Raw genomic sequence first — 19,761 nt, forward strand, 5'->3', positions numbered from 1 at the left:
TTCTCGCTCAATTTGAGTGAAAACTAATTATTTTTAAAGAATAACTTTAGCCTTAAAATAAAACAACTTTGCTAAAAAGTCAATTAGTCTTTATTTTAGTTACAGTTAGATAACAATCAAACTGTGAGGAGTGATACTATATGCGAGTCTTGCTAGTGTATCCGATATTTCCGAAAACCTTTTGGTCTTACGAAAAGATTTTGGCATTAGTCGATCGCAAGGTTTTGTTACCACCCTTGGGTTTAGTAACGGTGGCGGCGATTTTGCCTCAAGAATGGGAATTTAAGCTGGTCGATCGCAACATTCGCCCAGCAACAGAAGCAGAATGGGCTTGGGCAGATATAGTAATCTTCTCTGCCATGATTGTCCAAAAACAAGATTTACTTGACCAAATCCGAGAAGCGAAAGGACGCGGTAAGTTAGTGGCGCTGGGTGGCCCCTACCCCACCTCTACACCCCATGAAGTGGAAGCCGCTGGGGCAGATTTTCTGATTTTGGATGAAGGGGAACTGACTCTACCCATGTTTGTCGAAGCTATTCAACGGGGAGAAACTTCCGGGACTTTCCGCGCTACAGAAAAACCTGATGTCACTAGCACACCCATACCCCGCTTTGATTTATTAGAGTTTGATGCCTACGACATGATGTCGGTGCAGTTTTCGCGGGGTTGTCCTTTCCAGTGCGAATTCTGCGACATTATCGTTCTCTACGGACGCAAACCACGGACTAAAACCCCAGCCCAACTGTTAGCAGAGTTAGATTATCTCTATGAATTGGGTTGGCGGCGGGGTGTGTTTATGGTGGATGATAACTTTATTGGCAACAAGCGGAATGTTAAGTTGTTGCTGAAAGAGTTAAAAGTCTGGGTGGAAGAACATCAATATCCTTTCAATTTTGACACTGAAGCTTCCATTGATTTGGCACAAGACCAAGAAATGATGGAGTTGATGGTTGATTGTGGCTTTAAAGCGGTGTTTTTGGGGATTGAAACACCGGATGAAGAGAGTTTGCAATTGACGAAAAAGTTTCAAAATACTCGCAGTTCCTTAACTGAGTCGGTGGAAACTATCATTAGAACTGGGTTGCGCCCAATGGCTGGGTTTATTATTGGTTTTGATGGCGAAAAAGCCGGTGCAGGCGATCGCATCGTTCGCTTTGCAGAACTAGCCGCCATTCCCTCTACCACCTTCGCTATGTTGCAAGCGCTACCCAATACCGCTTTGTGGCATCGTCTGACAAAAGAAGGACGACTACGGGAAAATCAAGACGGTAACATCAACCAAACAACTTTGATGAACTTTGTCGCCACCCGTCCCCTAGAAGATATTGCGAGAGAATACGTTGAGGCTTTTTGCGCTTTATACGATCCAGTAGCATACTTAGATCGCACCTATCGCTGTTTTTTGATGTTGGGTTCTCCCAAATGGACAGCACCAGCTAAAAAGCCAGAGTGGATAGTTGTGAAAGCGCTGCTAACTGTAATTTGGCGACAAGGCGTCATCCGGGAAACCCGCTGGAAATTCTGGCATCACTTGTTTAGCATTCTCAAGCGTAACCCCAAGGTGTTTGAGCAATATATCTCTACTTGCGCCCACAACGAGCACTTTTTAGAGTATCGCCAAATTGTCCGCGATCAAATCGAAAGTCAGCTAGCTGAATATTTAGCACAAGGACCAGAAAAACCCTATGTGCTAGTGAAGGAAAAAGCTGAAGCAGTAGTTAGTTAGAGTAAAAGGCGATGCCTAAGTTGGGCTTCGCCTAGGCTTTTTGATCTAGTTTTCTAGGTGGCGATCGCCTATCAAGATTAGGAAACAAATTTTAAAAAGTGTTTAAAACTACAAATTTAAGTATTACTACGCAAGTACTAACACTTAAATTTTATGGAAATTTTAATAATCAATGCTCAATATAAGGTATAAGTAACGGTTGAAGTTAATCGAGTAAGCTTAATTGTGTCACAAGTTATCACCAAAGCTTTTGAAATCGAATGTTCTCCTAAGCAACTAATTTGGAGTGAAATCGCTCATAGAATTGGAGAACTGGGACTACCAGGAACACCAATCCGGCTGATATTAACAGCACTCAGAGAAAATAAGTTAGTATTTGAAAGCAGTTTTTTGGAAACAGATAGAAAACCTGTCTGGCCTTCCTTATTAAATATTCGTCCTCGTCAAATATCTTCAGCTAAACCTTTTGTTGCTGTCAGTATTATCCCAACAGGAGTCCGTGCGGAAATAGGAGGTTTTGCTGGTGACGCTACCCCAAGTGTTAATCTTTTAGCCAAAGCTTGTGATTATTTAGTTGTTAATCCCAATTCGGTTACAGCTTCTGACCTCTATTATGCTAGTGACAATGTTCTTTACCTAGAAGGAAATTTAATTTGCCATCTCTTGTTGGGGCATACTACTCTGATACCAGAAACTCGCACCAAAATTGGTGTGATTATTGAGAAAACCCAAGAGAAATTTTTGAACAATATCCTTAATGCCCTCAATGCTTTGAGAACTGTTGGAGGAATCAATATTGATCCTGTGGTGGTGACAGGTGGACAAGTGAGAACCAAATGCACTTATTCCCCCTACGGTCATGCCTCTGGAGAATTTGAGGGCATTGATGAGTTGATGAAGGCATTAGATATTGTTGCTCAGACAGACACTAATGCCGTTGCTTTTTCCACCACTCTCTTAGTTGAGGATGAAGTTCGACAGCAGTATTACAACAAAGAATCTATACCAAATCCCTGGGGAGGAGCAGAGGCAATTCTTACCCACATGACGACGAATTTTTATCCTTTTACTGCTGCCCATTCACCATTACTGCTAGATGAAGCTCATACCATGTTTGGCACTCTAGGAGACCCACGGGATGGTGCAGAGTTAATCTCTAGTTCATTTCTCTGTTCGACTTTGAAAGGATTAACCCACTCTCCACGTTTAGCAAAATTCGATACTCCATTGCCATCAGGATGTCAGGGAATTTCTGTAGAAAATGTCTCAGCAGTTGTGATGCCAGAAAGTTCGGTAGGCAATATTCCCTTCTTTGCCTCTCTTGAGCAAAATATTCCAGTTATTCTGGTTCGGGACAATTACACTCAGTATGAAGTAACTCCCTCCATTCTGGGAATTGACCATGAACGGAGAAAAATTTACTACGTGAATAGTTACATGGAAGCCTCTGGGTTACTCCTCGCTTTACGACATGGAATTGCCCCTGAAGCCACAACACGTCCTATGCCCCCAATAGAGCCAATTTTTCTTTAAAATCGAATTTTTTCAGTCGCTGCTAACACTTGTCAGCAAAACTCAAAACCGAGGGAGGGGAGCATCCCACTTTGGTAGATTTATCCTCGCAGGGAATAGCAGAATCAGACGAACCTGCTTGACTAATTAGGAGAATTAAATTAACAGAAAGCTGCGTATTAAGGACTTTAGTCTTAAAAATACTTCGGTCGTTCCTACAGCGTTGCCTAGGAAAGGATAAATTGCTCACTACTAACAAGCCTCTCACTTTACATTTAATTATTTCTAAATTCAGCAGAATTTTTGCCAATTTGGAATGCTCCCAAACCCAATAAATTCAAGATCAAACAGGAGACCTATGGAACCCACAGCAAACTACCCAAATGGCAAATTGTCTACTTACAAGATGATTGCATCTCATTCCCCAGAAATAAAACTTCGGCTCCACACTCCTGCTCATCAAGGCGTTCGAGGGGAATCCGGATATTTTGACGATCGCATCTATGCTTACGATTTACCCTTTCTCAAACGTGATAAATTTGACAATGTAGAAAAGCATATTTCTAGTTTGTATAAAACTAAACGTACCTTTTGTCTTACTGGAGGAGCTACCCAAGGAGTTTTAATTGCCTGTAGCATACTGGCAAGAAGACACCGTAAAGTTGCCATCGGTCTAAATAGTCATCTATCCATCATTCATGGATTTATCCTCTCAGGAGTAGAGCCATTTTTTATGCCGTCGCGTTCCTTCATGCCCACAGATGAAGAAGTTATTCAAGCATTAGAATCAGCAGATGGAGATGTGACTGCACTTTTTTTAACACATCCTAGCTATGATGGCATCACGACGGACTTATGCAGGGTTTCCCAATACTGCCGTAGTAGAAATATTGAGTTGATGATCGATGAAGCACATGGCACTCATTTTCCTTTTTTAGAGGAAGAAAATTTATCAGCCTTGACATTAGAATGTGACTTAGTTGTTCATAGCCTGCACAAGTTTGTTGGTAGTCTTGTGCAAACAGCATTAATTCACTTACCGGCAGGTTCAGTGATTACTGAGGAAGAAGCACTCACCGCCCTGACATTGTTTGAAACCACATCAAGGAGTAATCTCCTATTATTAAGTATAGAAGAAGCTATTCAACTAGCTTTTGGCGATGAGAGAAAATCTATTTTTCACAAGGTGGCTGGCAACTGTCATCAATTGCGGTCTCTACTAGATAATTGGGAAAATACTTTAACTTATGATTCCCAGGTGTCCGATCCATTCAAACTTTTCCTGTATAGCGATCGCATTTCCGGTGATAATCTAGCTAAATTACTGTATGAAAGTGGTGTTTATTTTGAATATTTTGATCCCAGAGGAGTACTACTAATTTTCTCATTTCAAAATACTGATGATGATTTTGTCCATGTAGCTAAAGTCTTGGCAGAAATTTATACAACTCTGGCTACTCAAGCTCCCAGAGAATTATTTGACGAACATATTTTAATTAGAACTCCGGTGATGCGGTGTTTACCGAGAGAGGCTTTTTTTGCATCCACAAGAAAAGAAGTTTATCTCCAGGAAGCAAAAGGACTGGTGAGTTGTCAAAACATCAAAAAAATCCCCCCTTGCGTTCCGGTTTTGATACCTGGTGAAGAAATCACTGACTGGCATCTCCAGACAATAGCACCAGATACCTTAGTTAAAGTCATGAGTTAAAGAAGTAGCGTTTAGGAGACAGTCTAATCTTAAGTTCCACTAAAGAGGTTGTTTGCAACTGGGGATTTATAACTTAGCAAATTGAAGAGCTAATAAACTGTACTCAATAAATTTTAAATTGGAGCTTTATTCAGAGTGCTGATTATAACTAAGATTTTGAATTGTGAATTAAATTAGGACTTACGCATTGACAAAAAATGGTAAATATGTATATCAATTTTATTCATTGAAAGTCCTATAAATTGTGCGTTAGGGAACGCACACTACGTGTAGGATGCGTCCCCTGACGCATCGAAAAAGCCTGAAAAAAGGGTAAATTTGTACAGTGCGTAAGTCCTACAAATGTATACTGTTGAATAATCAAATAGGAGTCCTAAATGAATGATAAATTAATTACTTATCAGATGATTTCGTCTCATGAATCAGTTACAAAACTGAGGCTTCACACTCCTGCTCATCAAGGATATAGAGGAGTATCGGAACATTTTGATGATTGCATTTATGGCTATGATTTACCGTTCTTTAACCGTGACGAATTTGACAATGTAGAAAAGTATATTTCTAGTCTATATAAAACAAAACGTACATTTTTTATTACTGGAGGAGCTACTCAAGGAATTTTAATTGCCTGTAGTCTATTGGCAAGAAAACATCGAAAAGTTGCTATTGGTCTAAATAGTCACCTATCCATAATTCATGGATTTATCCTTTCGGGAACAGAACCATTTTTTATTCCATCTCGTTCCTTCATGCCCACAGATGAAGAAGTTATTCAAGCATTAGAAACAGCAGGTGAGGAGGTAACTGCACTTTTTTTAACCTATCCTAGCTACGATGGAAAAATAACTAACTTAGAGAATATTGCCAAATATTGCCGGAGTAAAAATATTGAGTTCATGCTCGACGAAGCACATGGAACTCATTTTCCTTTCTTAGAAGCAAAAACATCAGCAGTGACATTAGAATGTGACTTAGTTGTTCATAGCCTGCACAAGTTTGTTGGTAGTCTTGTGCAAACAGCATTAATTCACTTACCGGAAACTTCAGTGATTACCGAGGAAGAAGCACTCACCGCCCTGGCATTGTTTGAAACCACATCAAGGAGTAATCTCCTATTATTAAGTATAGAAGAAGCTATTCAACTGGCTTTTGGAGATGAGAGAAAATCTATTTTTCACAAGGTGGCTGGCAATTGTGATCAATTGCGGTGTCTGCTAGATAATTGGGGAAATACTTTAACTTATGATTTCCAGGTTTCCGATCCATTCAAGCTTTTCCTGTATAGCGATCGCATTTCCGGTGATAATCTAGCTAAATTACTGTATGAACGTGGTGTTGATGACGAATACTCTGATTCCAGAGGAGTACTACTAATTTTCTCATTTCAAAATACTGATGATGATTTTGTCCATGTAGCTAAAGTCTTGGCAGAAATTTACACAACTCTGGCTACTCAAGCTCCCAGACAATTATTTGACGAGCATATTTTAATGAGAACTCCAGTAATGCGGTGTTTACCGAGAGAGGCTTTTTTTGCATCCACAAGAAAAGAAGTTTATCTCCAGGAAGCAAAGGGACTAGTGAGTTGTCAAAGCATCAAAAAAATCCCCCCTGGTACTCCGGTTTTGATACCTGGTGAAGAAATCACTGACTGGCATCTCCAGACAATAGCACCAGATACCTTAGTTGAGGTAGTGGGTTCTTCGGTTATTTCTATGGAAAAACCAGTTAAAAATCAGTGAAAGCCTTATTTTGTAAGCATTTCATTTTAAACAGGAGCATAATTCTTTATCAGAGGGTTACTTATGAATGAGCATTTTAATGATTCAAAAATACTAGTTGCTCATCTAAAACAACAACTTGATGGCCCACAACTTCTTACCGAGACAGAACTGCATAAGTTATTAATCGAGTGGAATGACACTCAGCGTGATTATCCTCAAGATAAGTGTATTCATCAGCTATTCGCAGAGCAGGTGGAACGCACTCCAAAAGCTGTCGCTGTGGTTTTTGAAGAGAAACAACTAACCTACCAAGAACTTAATGCCAGAGCCAATCAGCTAGCACATCACCTGCAAAGCCTGGGGGTTGGGCCAGAAGTGCTAGTGGGTATCTGCGTTGAACGCTCCCTAGAAATGATAGTGGGAGTTCTTGGTGTCCTCAAAGCAGGTGGTGCTTATGTTCCCCTAGACCGAGGGTATCCGTCTGAGCGCTTGGCTTATATGCTGGAAGACTCTTCTGTGCCAGTGCTGCTTACCCAGGCGCATCTGTCCGAGGAGTTTTCCCAATACTCTGCACATACCATCTGCTTGGATTCTGATTGGGTAAAAATTGCCCACCAGGTGAAGTCAAACCCCACGAGCGACGTGACGCCCGATAACCTAGCATATGTCATCTACACCTCTGGCTCAACTGGTCAGCCCAAGGGGGTTACTGTTCCTCACCGAGCAGTAAACCGCTTATTACTTAATACGAATTACATCAATTTACAATGCCAAGATGTAGTTGCTTTCGCGTCAAACTTTTCCTTCGATGCTGTCACTTTTGAGATTTGGGGAGCGCTACTTCACGGGGCGAAGCTCGTTGGGGTTTCTAAGGATGTGGTTCTTTCACCCAATGACTTTGCACAGTTTATTCAAAAGCAAGAAATCAGCGTGTTGTTTTTGACAACCGCCTTATTTAATCAAATGGCGAGTGTTGTTCCCTCGGCTTTCCGTTCGGTACACCACCTTCTATTTGGAGGAGAGGCGGTCGAGCTAAGGTGGGTCAAAGAAGTGCTGAAGAATGAGCCACCTCAGCGATTGCTTCATGTTTATGGACCGACAGAAAGTACAACATTCGCCACCTGGTACTTGGTACAGGATGTCGCAGAAGGGGATACAACTATTCCCATAGGTCGCCCCATCTCCAATACGCGCTGTTTTCTGCTGGATGCGCAAAAGCAACCTGTCCCCATTGGTGTCCCTGGAGAGCTGTACATCGATGGAGATGGGCTGGCACGGGGATACCTTAACCGTCCCGATTTAACTCTGGAGAAATTTATCCCCAACCCCTTGAGCAATGAACCTGGTTCTCGCCTCTACAAAACTGGTGACTTAGCCCGCTATCTACCTGATGGCAATATTGAGTTTCTCGGACGTATCGACCATCAAGTAAAGATTCGCGGCTTCCGTATTGAATTGGGCGAGATTGAGGCAGCACTAACTCAACATCCAGACGTGCGGGAAGCTGTTGTGATAGTTAGAGAGGATATTCCAGGTGATAAGCGCCTAGTAGCCTATCTAGTGGAAAACCCACAAAGCAGCGTACTGTCTGAGCAAAAGCTAATACCGCTTCTCCGCAGTTTTTTACAAGCAAAACTGCCTGTGTATATGATACCTGATCGCTTTGTCACGTTGGATGCTTTACCCCTAACCCCTAATGGCAAAGTTGATCGCTCCTCGCTACCAGTGCCTGATGCTACTAGACCAGACCAATCAGAAAATTTTGTCGCCCCTAGCACGCCTACTGAAAAAATCCTAGCAGCTATTTGGTCTGAAGTTTTGGGACTGCAACAAGTAGGTATTAAAGACAACTTTTTTGAATCGGGGGGACACTCGCTGCTTGCCACCTCTATTGTCTCACGTATTGAGCAAGCCTTTTCTATCCAACTTCCTCTGGACTATCTATTTACGACACCTACCATAGCTTCAGTCAGTCAGTACATCGAAAATTCACGCCTAATTGAATCCAGGAGTATGGTGATTGACGCCCCTCCACCTCTGGTACACGTCCCACGAGAGCAACATATACCCTTGTCTTCTGCACAAAAGTCTACATGGGAGTCAGTGGAGTTGAATCCAGACAGCTGCGGCTACAACTGCCCTATGATTCTACATTTCACTATCCCGCTCTCTGCCCATGTCTTGGAGCAAAGCATCAATGAGATTATCCGTAGACACGAAATTCTACGTACTAACTTTACTATTGTACAAGGTCAACCCCAGCAGGTCGTTGCTCCATCCCTTACCGTGCCTCTAGAGATACTAGATTTGCAGCATCTACTTCCAGTAGAGCGAGATGCGGCGGCTCAAAGAATTTTTACTCAACAAGCCCGCCACAAATTTAATCTAGCATCTGGCTCTCTGATGAAGACAACCTTGCTGAAGTTGGCAAAGGAGAAGTATCAGCTATTAGTCACAATACACCACATAATTACAGATGGCTGGTCAATGGGAATCTGGCTTCAAGAGTTAGAAATTATCTATAGTGCCTTCTCCATTGGTAAGCCTTCACCCTTACCTGAACAACCTATTCAGTACGGGGATTTCACCATCTGGGAGCAACAGTGGTTAAATGCAGGGTTACTGGCAAAGCAGCTTGCTTATTGGCAGAAAAAGCTGGCTAATATTCCCACACCACTCAATCTCCTACCTACTAAACAGCCACAGCAAACCACGAGCAGTCAATATGCATCTTTATATTCTCTAGAACTGCCAGAGAGTCTGGGACTTGCAATCACATCTCTCAGCCGTTCCCAAGGAGTTACCAATTTTGTCATTATTTTGACGGCTCTAAAGATACTCTTGTTTAAATTAAGTGGACAAACAGAAATTATAGTCACGGGGATAACGGCTAATCGCCGAACTCCAGTAGTTGAAAAAATGATGGGTTGCTTTTTTAATTGCCTTTATTTGTACTCCCACATTGATGACTTGCAAACAGGACAAACTCTTCTACAACAGGTTAAACAGACAGTTAGTGAAGCGATCGCTCATCAAGATATTCCTGTAAATAATGTGTTTAATAATATCAGCGGACTAAAATCCCTGCAAACCACATTTGTGAGTATGATTCCACCAGTTTCTGGGCAAGGTGAAATGTTTGATTCAGAACCCATAGCACTTGTAAATCAAGGTGAACTTTGGAATGAAGAGGAAAATCCGCTAGAAATTTATATTTATTCACCGAAAGCAGATTATTCAATTATGAGAATTTTAGCATATTACAGTACAAACTTATTTACATCTGAAAGCATAGAGCAGTTTTTTAGTGACTATCAAAATATTCTTCAGCAGCTTGTTAAAAATTCAGAAATAAAAATTTCTGAATTTGAGTTATTTTCAAAAAAATCTTAGTGTTACAAATTAAAAATTTTCATCAATTAAAACAGGGATTAATCGCCAATGAATAGTGAAGAAAATCAAATTTTATCAATTTTTCATAGATTAGAAATTGACTCTAAATTAGAAAGTGTGACCAAGATTTATAATAATGAGTCTATCTTATATGATGGTAGACATTACAATCTACTTTATGAGAATAATTACCTTGAACCCGATATACTAGTTCGTGACATTCCTTTTTGGATGGATATGGCAAATCGTTATGGTGAGCCAATTTTAGAATTATGTTGTGGTAATGGTAGAATTTCCATTAGTTTAGCAGAACAAGGTTGGCAGGTAACGGGGATTGATATTTCCGAATCTATGCTAGAAGAAGCTAGAAGAAAATGCTCTCAAGTAGAATGGATACAAGCTGATGTCCAAAACTTTGCCCTTGATAAGCAGTTCTCCCTGATAATAATTCCTTTCAACACCCTGGGACATCTTTCAGATTTACAATCAATTGAGAATTGCTTGAAATTGGTTCGTAAATATCTACAACCAGACGGCAGATTTATTATTGAACTAGAAAATTACTTGCGAGAAGATAACCTAGAATTCTTATTATCTAAAACTCGAAACTTATATTCAGTATATGAAGATCCAGACGGAAAAGGTACAGTCGTAGTAACTTATGAAAATGAATTACATTTGCCTCAACAGATATGGATTTGGAAGCTATTTTTCCAATTAACAGGACAAAAACAAGAAATTGTAGAAGAAATAAAATATCGGTTATATTTCCCAAAAGAGCTAGATATGCTGCTGAAGTATAACGGGTTTACAATCGAACATTGGTTTGGTGATTATGATCTAACACCTTTCACTTCGGAATCTCCCCGACAAATATTAATTTGCCGTTCCTAATTATTTTGTTCATTTTGCTGGGGAGGCAACACTGATAAGTGTCAACTTAAGCGAAAAACCTTTGAAAATCTCGTTCCTAGTCTCCGACTAGGAATGCAATCAGTGCGGCTCTGCCGCTAGGGAGGGGAGGCAGAGCCTCCCAAGGGGCATTCCCAGCCTGAGTCTGGGAACGAGATCATCTCTGAAACCTTTTTCTAGGTTGGATTTCACCTTAAGTTGACACCAATGGGCAAAACTGATAACCAACAATCAAGATAAAATTATTGGTTTGTCTCCTCAAGACTCCTTATTACAATCAACCCAAAAAATTATAAGATTTTTAAATAAGGATAGCCGGAATAGTTTCGTTCGAGATTATTAGGTCGAAACTTTGTGTAATAAATCCAAGATGCGCTGACTCTCCTAAGAACGACTAGTAAACTGATTTTAATACAGCGGATTTACTCCTGTTTTGCATTCCCCCATTCTTTGGGATTAAAACAAATGTCTAATGCTAATCTTCCAGAAAATTTAACAACCTTTACGGCTTACCCACAGACAGAACAAGTTTGCCGAGATGAACTTAGTCAAGGTACTCTTGACATTGATTCATTCAAGCAGAATCGTCAGCGTTGCTCTTTATCTAGCTGTCACGGTATGTGCTGTCATCATGGAACTCACGTCAATCAAGAAACTGCTGAAGTTATTCAAAGAGTCGCTGAAGAAGAAGCAGAGTTTTTTAAGTCTCTTGGTCTTGACTTACCAAAAGAAGTAATTATCGATGATGAAGATTATGAAGACTTTCCGGTTGAAAAGTTGGAATGGAAAGGTCTATGTTCGATTAAGAAAACAGCAGTAAAGGAGAAACATATTTCCAGTATTGTGAACGACTATCCAAGGCATTTCAAAAATACATCCTGTGTTTTTTTACTAGATGATTCTCGCTGCGGATTACAGGAGCTTTCCAAAGCAAAAGGATTACATCCCTGGCACTATAAACCATTCACCTGTTGGCTTTTCCCAATTCTGATTGCTCCAGGGCAGAATCAACCGGAAATAGTTTTACCCAGTCCTGAAACTGAACCTTGGTATTTTCCAGAGTATGGCTATGATGGTTTCTTCACAAAAGTGCCTTGTGGTCAATATTCTGAGTGTGGGCAACTAGGTTATATTTTATTGCAGGAAGAACTAAAGTTTTTGTCAGAGATTGTGGGTCGAAACTTTGGGCAAGAAATTCAAGATGCGATCGCTAACTCTGCTGAGAGTGATTAAGAAACTGATTTGAATACAGGCGTTTGATCCTCATCTGTGGCTAGACTCCTGTCTGGCTTTTCCTCATCCTCGCTAGGTTGGATAATCTCAGAAGTTGAAAGGTAAAAACGATAGATTAAAAACAGTGTGGCTAGTGTGGTTCCTATCGTTAACCCTGACCACAAACCGATAGAACCCCAATTGAGATGAAAGCAAAGCAGGTAGCCGCAAGTCATACCAACACACCACTGAAACAGGATGTTAATCAATAAAGGTAAGCGGGTGTCTTGGATGCCCAGCAACGTCCCTAAAGCAATCAGGTTAAGTCCGAAAGCGATGAGAAAAAGTGAGGCAATTCTCAACAAGGGGATTGCAGACGTGATTGCTAGGACGTTATCTAAATTACTGGCATCTAAATAGATGGTGGCAATCTGCTCTGGAAATAGACATATAGCAACGGCAATCAGGCTCATTGCTGCTAAACCAATGGCAATTGCTGCAAATCCTGCCCTCTTTGCACTCCTTGGGTCATTCTGACCGATCATTTGTCCAACTCGCGTCATGGTAGCGTAAGAGATCGCTGTCGGCACAATCAAAGATACTTCTAGAGTTTGCACGACAATTTCATTGGCTGCTAGCAAGGTTGTTCCCATGTAGCCACTCAGCAAGGCAATCAGGGTAAACAAGATCAATGAGGAGGCGTATTCCAATCCAAGGGGCCAGCCATTTTGCCAAAGTTCGGCAAACACATGTTTATTGAACTGTAGAGAAGCAAATAGTTTGTATTCTTTAAACCAAGGATGGAAACCAATTACGGCGGCAGCAGCTAGGAAATTCACCCAGTAGACAAAGGTGCCAGCCCAACCAATGCCCGCTAATCCTAGAGGTGGCAAGCCTAGATGACCAAAGATTAAAAGGTAGTTAGCAGTAATATTGAGGGGAATACTAGTCAGAGCGATCGCACTAATAAGTTGGGGGCGATTGACGGCAGTTGCAACCTCTTTAAGGATGAAGAACCCCACTGCTGCCGGTAAACTCCAAACAATGGCTCTTAAATAAGTACTAGCTAGGGCTACTGTGTTTTCTTGTTGACCCGATAGCATCAAAATCGAGTCCAGATGCCAAGTGAGCAACATCATTGGTAAAGACAGAGCAACCACCAGCCAGAGTCCTTGGGCGAAGATTTGGCGAATGCGCTCTGTGTTGTCGGCGCCAAAGGCTTCAGCTGCTAGGGGACTGGCTCCTTCTATAACCCCCATACAAATAAGAAGTAGGGTATAGAAGGTGATGACACCCAAAGCGCCGGCAGCGAGGGATTGAATGCCCAAGAATCCCATCATGACGGTATTTACAAAACCAACAGCCGCCTCAGCGAGCTGAATGCCCCCCAAAGGAACTGCTAAATGTAGGGTAGCAAAAACTTCTGATAGGAATTTTGAAGGCGATCGCATCGAATCAACTGCTCCTGAATTGGATTTGGAGTATCTCTTATGTCAGTGTATCAATATATTAAGATTCCCCAAATCAAAGGCGCTAGGTAGAATGCCGGTACTGCCAATTTAGTTCTACCCCGTAGATAAAAGCAAAGGATATACTAAAACATTAGCGACTGATCTACTTCAACAAGTATTAAATAGCAACATCCATAGTGTCGCCCAAAGAAATGGCTTAAGTGATGAAGAAGTTGAATCAATGTTAAAGAAGTATCGCAAATATTAAACTTTTAAATAATATTATTTATGATTTATATAATTAAGATTTTCTAAACTCCATCTTCCATAATATCCAGTAGATTTTAATTTTTCTGCATACATATTAACTTTTTGTAGATTTTGAACTGTAAAGTTTATAAATGGATCTCGCCTTGTGTAAACACCATCTATATTAAAATCATCAAGTGGATGACCACTGAAAGCAATTAAACAGAGAGGAGATATGAGATTATTTAAATTTTTGGTAAACTGCTTCATCTCCTCTAATGAGAGAGCTTGTTTATCTGGATGAATAACTATCATTACTTCGTGATATTCATCTGTTTTAAATTCATTGATTAAATCTAGAACTTTTGCATCTAAACCCAATTTTTCAGAGTAGTCAAAATTAGAAATTTTATATACAATTTTATTTTCCTGACGAAATTTATTTACAAAGGGGCAAATGGGCATATTGTCAAAAACAGGATTTGGCTTTTCTATAAATTTTTCCATGTGATCTATCATAGTAATAATCACTTCATCATCATTATTGTGTAGGTTCATAAATTTTTAAAACTTTGTCAGGATTTATCGGGAAGTAAAGGGAAAATACAGGTACTTCAGCATATCCAAAATATCCACAAAAATAATAGCACTATTTTTCAGCCATTTTGCCAAAGTTCGACAAATACATCTCTATTGAACTTTAAAGAAGCGAATAGTTTGTATTCTTTAAACCAAGGGTGGAAAGCAATTACGGCAGCAGCAGCGAGAAAATTTACCCAGTAGACAAAAGTGCCAGCCCAACCAATCCCCGCTAATCCTAGAGGTGGCAAGCCTAATTTACCAAAGATTAAAAGGTAGTTGGCGAGAATACTCAGGGGAATTCTAGTCAGGGCGATCGCATTAAGTCAACTGCTCCTGAATTGTCTTAAGAGTATCTCTCATCTCGGTGTATCAAGACATTCACTTCCCCCAAATAGCCAGCACTAGCTTAAATGCCACAATGGAGCGATCGCTTGATTTTTTACACTTCCTTATTGCCACTAGGGACAAGTTCACCCGTAATTGCTTCATTTTCAGTGTTTCCAGCCCTAGCCCCTGGTTGTGTTATCAATGGATATACTTATTTTTCCTAAAAATGTGCTTAATATAGCAGTAGAGTTGGAATCTGCTGTTTGAAGTTTTTGGAGTGCGTTAGCGGAGCCTACCGTAGGTATCGCTTTTGAAGCTGGAACTTATATATAATTGAAGCAGAAGCCTTGGAAAATCAGTAAAAGCAATGCGGGTGTAGCAATAGGTTCTCCCAAACCATTATGCTATTTAATGCATGATACTTGGAACTCAACACTCACTCAATGGCAAAAACACCAATTGCTCTCTATCGACAGGGCAATGCTAGTTCTCCCAGAATGGAAAACGTTCGACCTAATAAGGATATTGCTACTTATGATAAAGATGGTCAAACTTGGGTCATGACTACTTTAGCAGATGGCAAATCACCTGGAGGAATTTCGACATTTGCGAATCAAGGATATGGACAGAACTGGTGGAAACTAGAGTCTGGTACTGAACTTCCAGAGCAACTAGAATTAGTTAACGACTACGATAACCACTGGTTGTGGAAACCAAGTAAAACAATGCCAATAGATGAATATAAAGCAGCCCTTCAATTAATAGGTACATATTTCTGTAAAGTGAATTAATAGCGATAAAAATTATATATTGTTTATGATTTAGAAAATTTTTCTGTTCATCCCGATATTGTGTCTAAGGAGTTGCAAATGAATCTATCTTTTAAAGATATACAGTTCATTGTAGAAGCAATTGAACTTCTGATTGAGAAATATCAAGAACGGCTCAAGGAAATTGAAGATATAGATGAAGACGAGGCTTCTGATATTGGCAATGACACTATGTTTCTCGAATCACTTCATAGAAAACTGGGGGATAATTTGAAGAAGAGTATTTCGCCAGAGCAAATATCATCTCTTGAAGAACACAACAAGGAATTAGCTAAGATTTTAGAGGAAGATACTATATTAATTCAAAATTATTGACAATCGAAAGCCAGCCTAAAAAAGATAGCCCCGTCTAATATAAAAATGGAAGATTGGTTACGTCGTAGAAAATTGGGAATTAGTTTAGAGGAAAGAGCATCAATGATGCAAGATAATACATTGGAGAGCTTGCAAGAGTTACGTTTGTCATATTTTTTAAAAAAGCCAGCTTCAAAATTACCAATTGAGGATCGATTAATTTTGGCATACGCGATTACTGAATCCCTTCTTCAGGAAGAATAAAACACACAGTATGCATTCAGCAACGCCAAGCTGTAATTATGTTGTTAATTTCCCTTTTCCACCCCCGTAATTTGGGAAATTAACTCTGAGGCTTGATTAATTAACTCAGTATCAATATCAATTTGATAATTGCCTTGATTTAAAACACCCATCACAACTTTTGCTAAATCTGCATTACCTTTCCTCGCACCTAAACCATTAATCGCGCATTCAATTTGCCTGACACCGCAATTTAAAGCTATAAGCGAATTATCTACCGCCATACCTAAATCATCATGGCAATGTACAGAAACAATAGCTTGATCAATATTTGGCACGCAATTAAAAATCATTTGCAGAAGTTGGGAAAATTCTGCTGGTGAAGACAAACCTAAGCTATCGGGAATACTAATTGTATTCGCACCGCTTTTAATCGCCGTTTCAATAGCTTTACACAAAAAATCTGCCTGACTTCTGGGAGCATCAAAAGCACTCCATTCCACATCATCACAGTAATTCCGTGCTAGAGAAACACTATCTTTAATTGTTGATAATACTTGCACTTCGCCGAGTTTCGACTGATTTTTAATATTTACCGGAGTGTAAGTATGAATTCTGCCTCTAGCCGCTGGTTTAATTGCTTCAGCAACACTAATTATTTCATTTTTCTGTGAACTTGCTAATCCACAAATCGTAGCATTTTTAATTATTTTCGAGATATTAAAAACTTCATCAAAATCCTTTTGCGAATTGCCTGGATAAGCAACTTCAATAATATCTACTCCCATTGCTTCCAGCAGTTGGGACATGGTAATCTTTTGTTGGAGATTCATTTTGACACCAGGCATAAGTTCGCCATCACGCATGGTGGTGTCAAAAACTATCACTTTAGTCATTTGTCAAGTATGGTTTAATTACCGCTGACTAAGCTTTCTTGATACATTATTTCCTGAAACTGAATCATATCTTTTTGCGGATCGGAGAGTCCGACTTTGACTAATAATTGTTCACCCAAATTCACAGAACGCTTGAAGGTCATTGGCAACTGCAAGCCGATATCTTCTAACAAAATTAGCGCTAAATTGCTATCTTCTCGCAACCACATTAAGACTGTAATCTGCCAAACTTGCTCAGGATGACGGCGCAAATATTCTAAAGCATAATATCGATTAGTTTGTCGTTCCACCATCGTCACCTCTTGGGTGATACTGGTGACATTCATCATCACTTCTTTAAGTTGTTCGGCGGAGAAGGGCAAAATTGCGCCCCGTAAGTGGGCTTTGAGTTGAAAGTGGGTCAGTAAGTCACTGTAACGACGAATGGGGGAAGTAGCCTGGGTGTAGGTAGCCAAGCCTAAACCAGCATGGCGCACAGGCGTAATGCTCATTTCACTTTTGGGCATACAACGACGCATGGCGCAGGCACGGACGAATCCGGCTGGGAGTAGAAGCAATTCTTCGTCTGGGGGTAATTCTGGTTGTGGTTGACCACGAAATGGTAGAGGTATGTTATGAGTTTGGCCGTAACGCGCCGCCACTTCACCAGCCAAAATCATCATTTCTGCTACTAACTGGCGCGATGAGGAATCATCTAAAATGTCAATGTTGATCTCGCCATCTTTGACTTTGATCATCGCCTCTGGCATATTGATGCTGATGGCACCTTGGTTATATCGCCAAGATTTGCGCTGTTTTGCCCAATTTGCGATCGCCTCTATTTCTGGTTCAGCCTCCACTCCTAACTCCAGCATCTCATCTACATCTTCATAGGTGAGGCGATAAGTGGGCTTAATCAGGCTGGGATGAATGCTGTAATCTGCTACTGCCCCAGTTGCATCTAAAATAATCCCAAAACTCAGGGCGCAAGAAATTCTTCCCTGTACCAAACTCATGGGCCCAGTAGCCAATACCTCCGGGAACATGGGAATCATCCCTGTCGGCAAATAAACTGTACTGCCGCGCTTTCTGGCTTCTAGGTCTAATTCATCTTCCGGTACTAACCACCGGGTAGGATCGGCAATATGCACCCACAGGCGTTGCCGTCCATCCGAAAGTAATTCCCAACTCAGACCATCATCTATTTCTGTGGTGCTTTCGTCATCAATGGTGTACACCTTCAGGTGAGTCAAATCCAGACGATTTGCATCTAAGTCAGTTGGCGGAAAATCCAAACGCTGTTGCGCCACTTCTAATACCTTATTAGGAAACTGAACCGGAATTGAAGAACGACGCAGGAACAAGTTTTCATGGGGACTCCACCAACCTAAGTCGATCAACAGTTGAAAGGCTGCCTGGGGAGTTGCAGAACGTCCCAGCATGGTCATAGTTTCCAATACTGGAGCACCTGGAGGATAGGCACGAGCCAAAGCATCGTAATTTACCCCCATCCGCACGATGTCCGCCATTAGGGCTGCATATTTTTCCAGTCCTTCTAAGCGCTGGCGATCGTGTCGCTGCCATTCTACTGCTTCACCCTTGAGCGCCTGTTCTACGCGAGCTAAAAATTCCTGCTGTCCCTTAGCTTTTTGCGATTCTACTTCTATCTGGTGTTGACGTTCTGCCACTTGAGCAGCAGTTCTCGGCTCGTAGGCCTCTCCTTTTTGCTTGAAATAGAGTTTGTCCTCTGATAACAAGCAATAGGCGGCGTAAGAATGGGGCCCGGACGATTCCGAATACAACAGATTCGCCATTTGAGATGGGGTAACTGTTTCCCCATCCTCTACCAATAATTCCCAAGCCACAGACAAGCTAGATGGATCTAAGTAAGGCTGAACCTGCTCCAAAAAGCTGGCAATCTCAGATGGCTTGTAGGTTTGTCCGTTAACTGTGTAGGTAATTTGTCTAGGCGCGAGGCTGTGGGATTGACCGCGTTCATCTACCACAAACCAACGGGTCTTGCCGTCTGGGCGGTCTACTACACCCAGACGACGATCGCCTTGAACCCTAAATTCAACCAGCGTCCCCTTCTCCACAACTCTCGCTACTTACTAATTTTAGATTTTAGATTTTGGAATTAGATAACTGGCATTTAATCCCTAATCTGATGATTTGAAATTTGGGAGGTTATTATACACTCCCTTCTGGTCTAAAGTTTAGATTTTGGACTTAAAGCTAACGTTTAATTCTGTACAAACGCCACTTTTTTGGATCATCTAAAATCCTTTCATCCAAAATCCAAAATTGATTTAGCCTTCTGCATTGATAAATGGCAGCAAAGCCACAATCCGGGAGCGTTTAATTGCTAATGTCAATTCTCGCTGTTGCTGAGATGTCAGCCCCGTAATCCTACGTGGTAGAATCTTACCACGCTCGGTGACAAACTTACGCAATAAATCAACATCTTTATAATCAATTGGTTCTCCTGGCTTGATGGGAGACAAACGACGACGGTAGTAACTCATTTTTACTTGATTTCCTTATGAACAGTATGTTTGTTGCAGTGGGTGCAGAACTTGCTTAGTTCTAGGCGGTTCGTGGTGTTGCGACGGTTCTTTGTACTGGTGTAGCGGGAAACGCCAGCAGAACGCTTGTCTGGGTTAGTACGACACTCGGTGCATTCTAGTGTCACTATTATGCGGGCACCTTTACTCTTAGCCAT

17 protein-coding genes and 1 pseudogene are annotated in these 19,761 nt (G+C 40.9%); 11 read left to right on the top strand and 7 right to left on the bottom strand.

Going from position 1 to position 19,761, the window contains the following annotated elements:
• The first annotated feature begins 140 nt into the window (after positions 1–140).
• The 7 genes from H6G32_RS04875 (at position 141) to H6G32_RS04905 (ending at position 12,209) form a co-directional block, all read left to right on the top strand.
• Positions 141–1,727 carry a B12-binding domain-containing radical SAM protein gene (locus H6G32_RS04875; RefSeq protein ID WP_190455596.1) on the top strand — a complete coding sequence of 529 codons (1,587 nt, stop codon included), beginning with the start codon at positions 141–143 and terminating at the stop codon, positions 1,725–1,727.
• Positions 1,728–1,952: 225 nt separating this feature from the next.
• Positions 1,953–3,260: a DUF3326 domain-containing protein gene (locus tag H6G32_RS04880; RefSeq protein WP_190455598.1), complete on the top strand. Its 1,308-nt coding sequence runs from the start codon at positions 1,953–1,955 to the stop codon at positions 3,258–3,260.
• Positions 3,261–3,597: 337 nt separating this feature from the next.
• Positions 3,598–4,947 (top strand): aminotransferase class I/II-fold pyridoxal phosphate-dependent enzyme, encoded by a 1,350-nt coding sequence (locus H6G32_RS04885; RefSeq protein ID WP_190455601.1) that lies wholly within the window; start codon positions 3,598–3,600, stop codon positions 4,945–4,947.
• A gap of 377 nt (positions 4,948–5,324) precedes the next feature.
• Positions 5,325–6,689 carry an aminotransferase class I/II-fold pyridoxal phosphate-dependent enzyme gene (locus H6G32_RS04890; RefSeq protein WP_190455602.1) on the top strand — a complete coding sequence of 455 codons (1,365 nt, stop codon included), beginning with the start codon at positions 5,325–5,327 and terminating at the stop codon, positions 6,687–6,689.
• Between the two features lie 63 nt (positions 6,690–6,752).
• Positions 6,753–10,064, top strand: coding sequence for a non-ribosomal peptide synthetase (locus tag H6G32_RS04895; RefSeq protein WP_190455605.1), 3,312 nt, complete (start codon positions 6,753–6,755; stop codon positions 10,062–10,064).
• A 48-nt stretch (positions 10,065–10,112) separates the two neighbouring features.
• Positions 10,113–10,958: a class I SAM-dependent methyltransferase gene (locus H6G32_RS04900; RefSeq protein WP_190455607.1), complete on the top strand. Its 846-nt coding sequence runs from the start codon at positions 10,113–10,115 to the stop codon at positions 10,956–10,958.
• Positions 10,959–11,441: 483 nt separating this feature from the next.
• Positions 11,442–12,209, top strand: coding sequence for a hypothetical protein (locus tag H6G32_RS04905; RefSeq protein WP_190455610.1), 768 nt, complete (start codon positions 11,442–11,444; stop codon positions 12,207–12,209).
• On the opposite strand, the gene H6G32_RS04910 is transcribed toward H6G32_RS04905, so the two are convergent.
• Positions 12,206–13,639, bottom strand: coding sequence for an MATE family efflux transporter (locus H6G32_RS04910; RefSeq protein ID WP_190455615.1), 1,434 nt, complete (start codon positions 13,637–13,639; stop codon positions 12,206–12,208). The genes H6G32_RS04905 and H6G32_RS04910 overlap by 4 nt on opposite strands.
• Positions 13,640–13,760: 121 nt before the next feature.
• Between H6G32_RS04910 and H6G32_RS04915 the strand changes: the two are divergent.
• Positions 13,761–13,892: pseudogene (locus H6G32_RS04915) on the top strand (transposase family protein); the annotation flags it as partial.
• A 29-nt stretch (positions 13,893–13,921) separates the two neighbouring features.
• Here the strand turns inward: H6G32_RS04915 and H6G32_RS04920 are convergent.
• Both H6G32_RS04920 and H6G32_RS04925 read right to left on the bottom strand, forming a co-directional pair.
• Positions 13,922–14,446, bottom strand: a complete 525-nt coding sequence (locus H6G32_RS04920; protein ID WP_190455618.1) for a hypothetical protein — start codon at positions 14,444–14,446, stop codon at positions 13,922–13,924.
• 98 nt (positions 14,447–14,544) lie between these two features.
• Positions 14,545–14,718, bottom strand: coding sequence for a hypothetical protein (locus tag H6G32_RS04925; RefSeq protein WP_242046498.1), 174 nt, complete (start codon positions 14,716–14,718; stop codon positions 14,545–14,547).
• Between the two features lie 522 nt (positions 14,719–15,240).
• Here H6G32_RS04925 and H6G32_RS04930 point away from each other — a divergent pair.
• The 3 genes from H6G32_RS04930 (at position 15,241) to H6G32_RS04940 (ending at position 16,185) form a co-directional block, all read left to right on the top strand.
• Positions 15,241–15,588, top strand: a complete 348-nt coding sequence (locus H6G32_RS04930; protein ID WP_190455621.1) for a hypothetical protein — start codon at positions 15,241–15,243, stop codon at positions 15,586–15,588.
• Positions 15,589–15,666: 78 nt separating this feature from the next.
• Positions 15,667–15,942, top strand: coding sequence for a hypothetical protein (locus H6G32_RS04935; RefSeq protein WP_190455624.1), 276 nt, complete (start codon positions 15,667–15,669; stop codon positions 15,940–15,942).
• A gap of 45 nt (positions 15,943–15,987) precedes the next feature.
• A complete protein-coding gene (locus tag H6G32_RS04940; RefSeq protein WP_190455627.1) occupies positions 15,988–16,185 on the top strand; it encodes a hypothetical protein in 198 nt (65 codons plus the stop codon).
• A gap of 44 nt (positions 16,186–16,229) precedes the next feature.
• Here the strand turns inward: H6G32_RS04940 and H6G32_RS04945 are convergent, their stop codons facing one another.
• The 4 genes from H6G32_RS04945 to rpmG form a co-directional block, all read right to left on the bottom strand.
• Complete coding sequence (locus tag H6G32_RS04945) at positions 16,230–17,060, bottom strand: 2-isopropylmalate synthase (RefSeq protein WP_190455630.1); 831 nt, start codon at positions 17,058–17,060, stop codon at positions 16,230–16,232.
• A gap of 14 nt (positions 17,061–17,074) precedes the next feature.
• A complete protein-coding gene (locus tag H6G32_RS04950) occupies positions 17,075–19,135 on the bottom strand; it encodes a ribonuclease catalytic domain-containing protein (RefSeq protein WP_190455633.1) in 2,061 nt (686 codons plus the stop codon).
• 213 nt (positions 19,136–19,348) lie between these two features.
• Positions 19,349–19,564 carry a 30S ribosomal protein S18 gene (gene rpsR, locus H6G32_RS04955; RefSeq protein ID WP_190455636.1) on the bottom strand — a complete coding sequence of 72 codons (216 nt, stop codon included), beginning with the start codon at positions 19,562–19,564 and terminating at the stop codon, positions 19,349–19,351.
• 2 nt (positions 19,565–19,566) lie between these two features.
• Complete coding sequence (rpmG, locus tag H6G32_RS04960) at positions 19,567–19,761, bottom strand: 50S ribosomal protein L33 (RefSeq protein ID WP_015211349.1); 195 nt, start codon at positions 19,759–19,761, stop codon at positions 19,567–19,569.

This window comes from Cylindrospermum sp. FACHB-282, from assembly GCF_014697195.1.
In the GTDB taxonomy this organism is placed as follows: domain Bacteria; phylum Cyanobacteriota; class Cyanobacteriia; order Cyanobacteriales; family Nostocaceae; genus Cylindrospermum.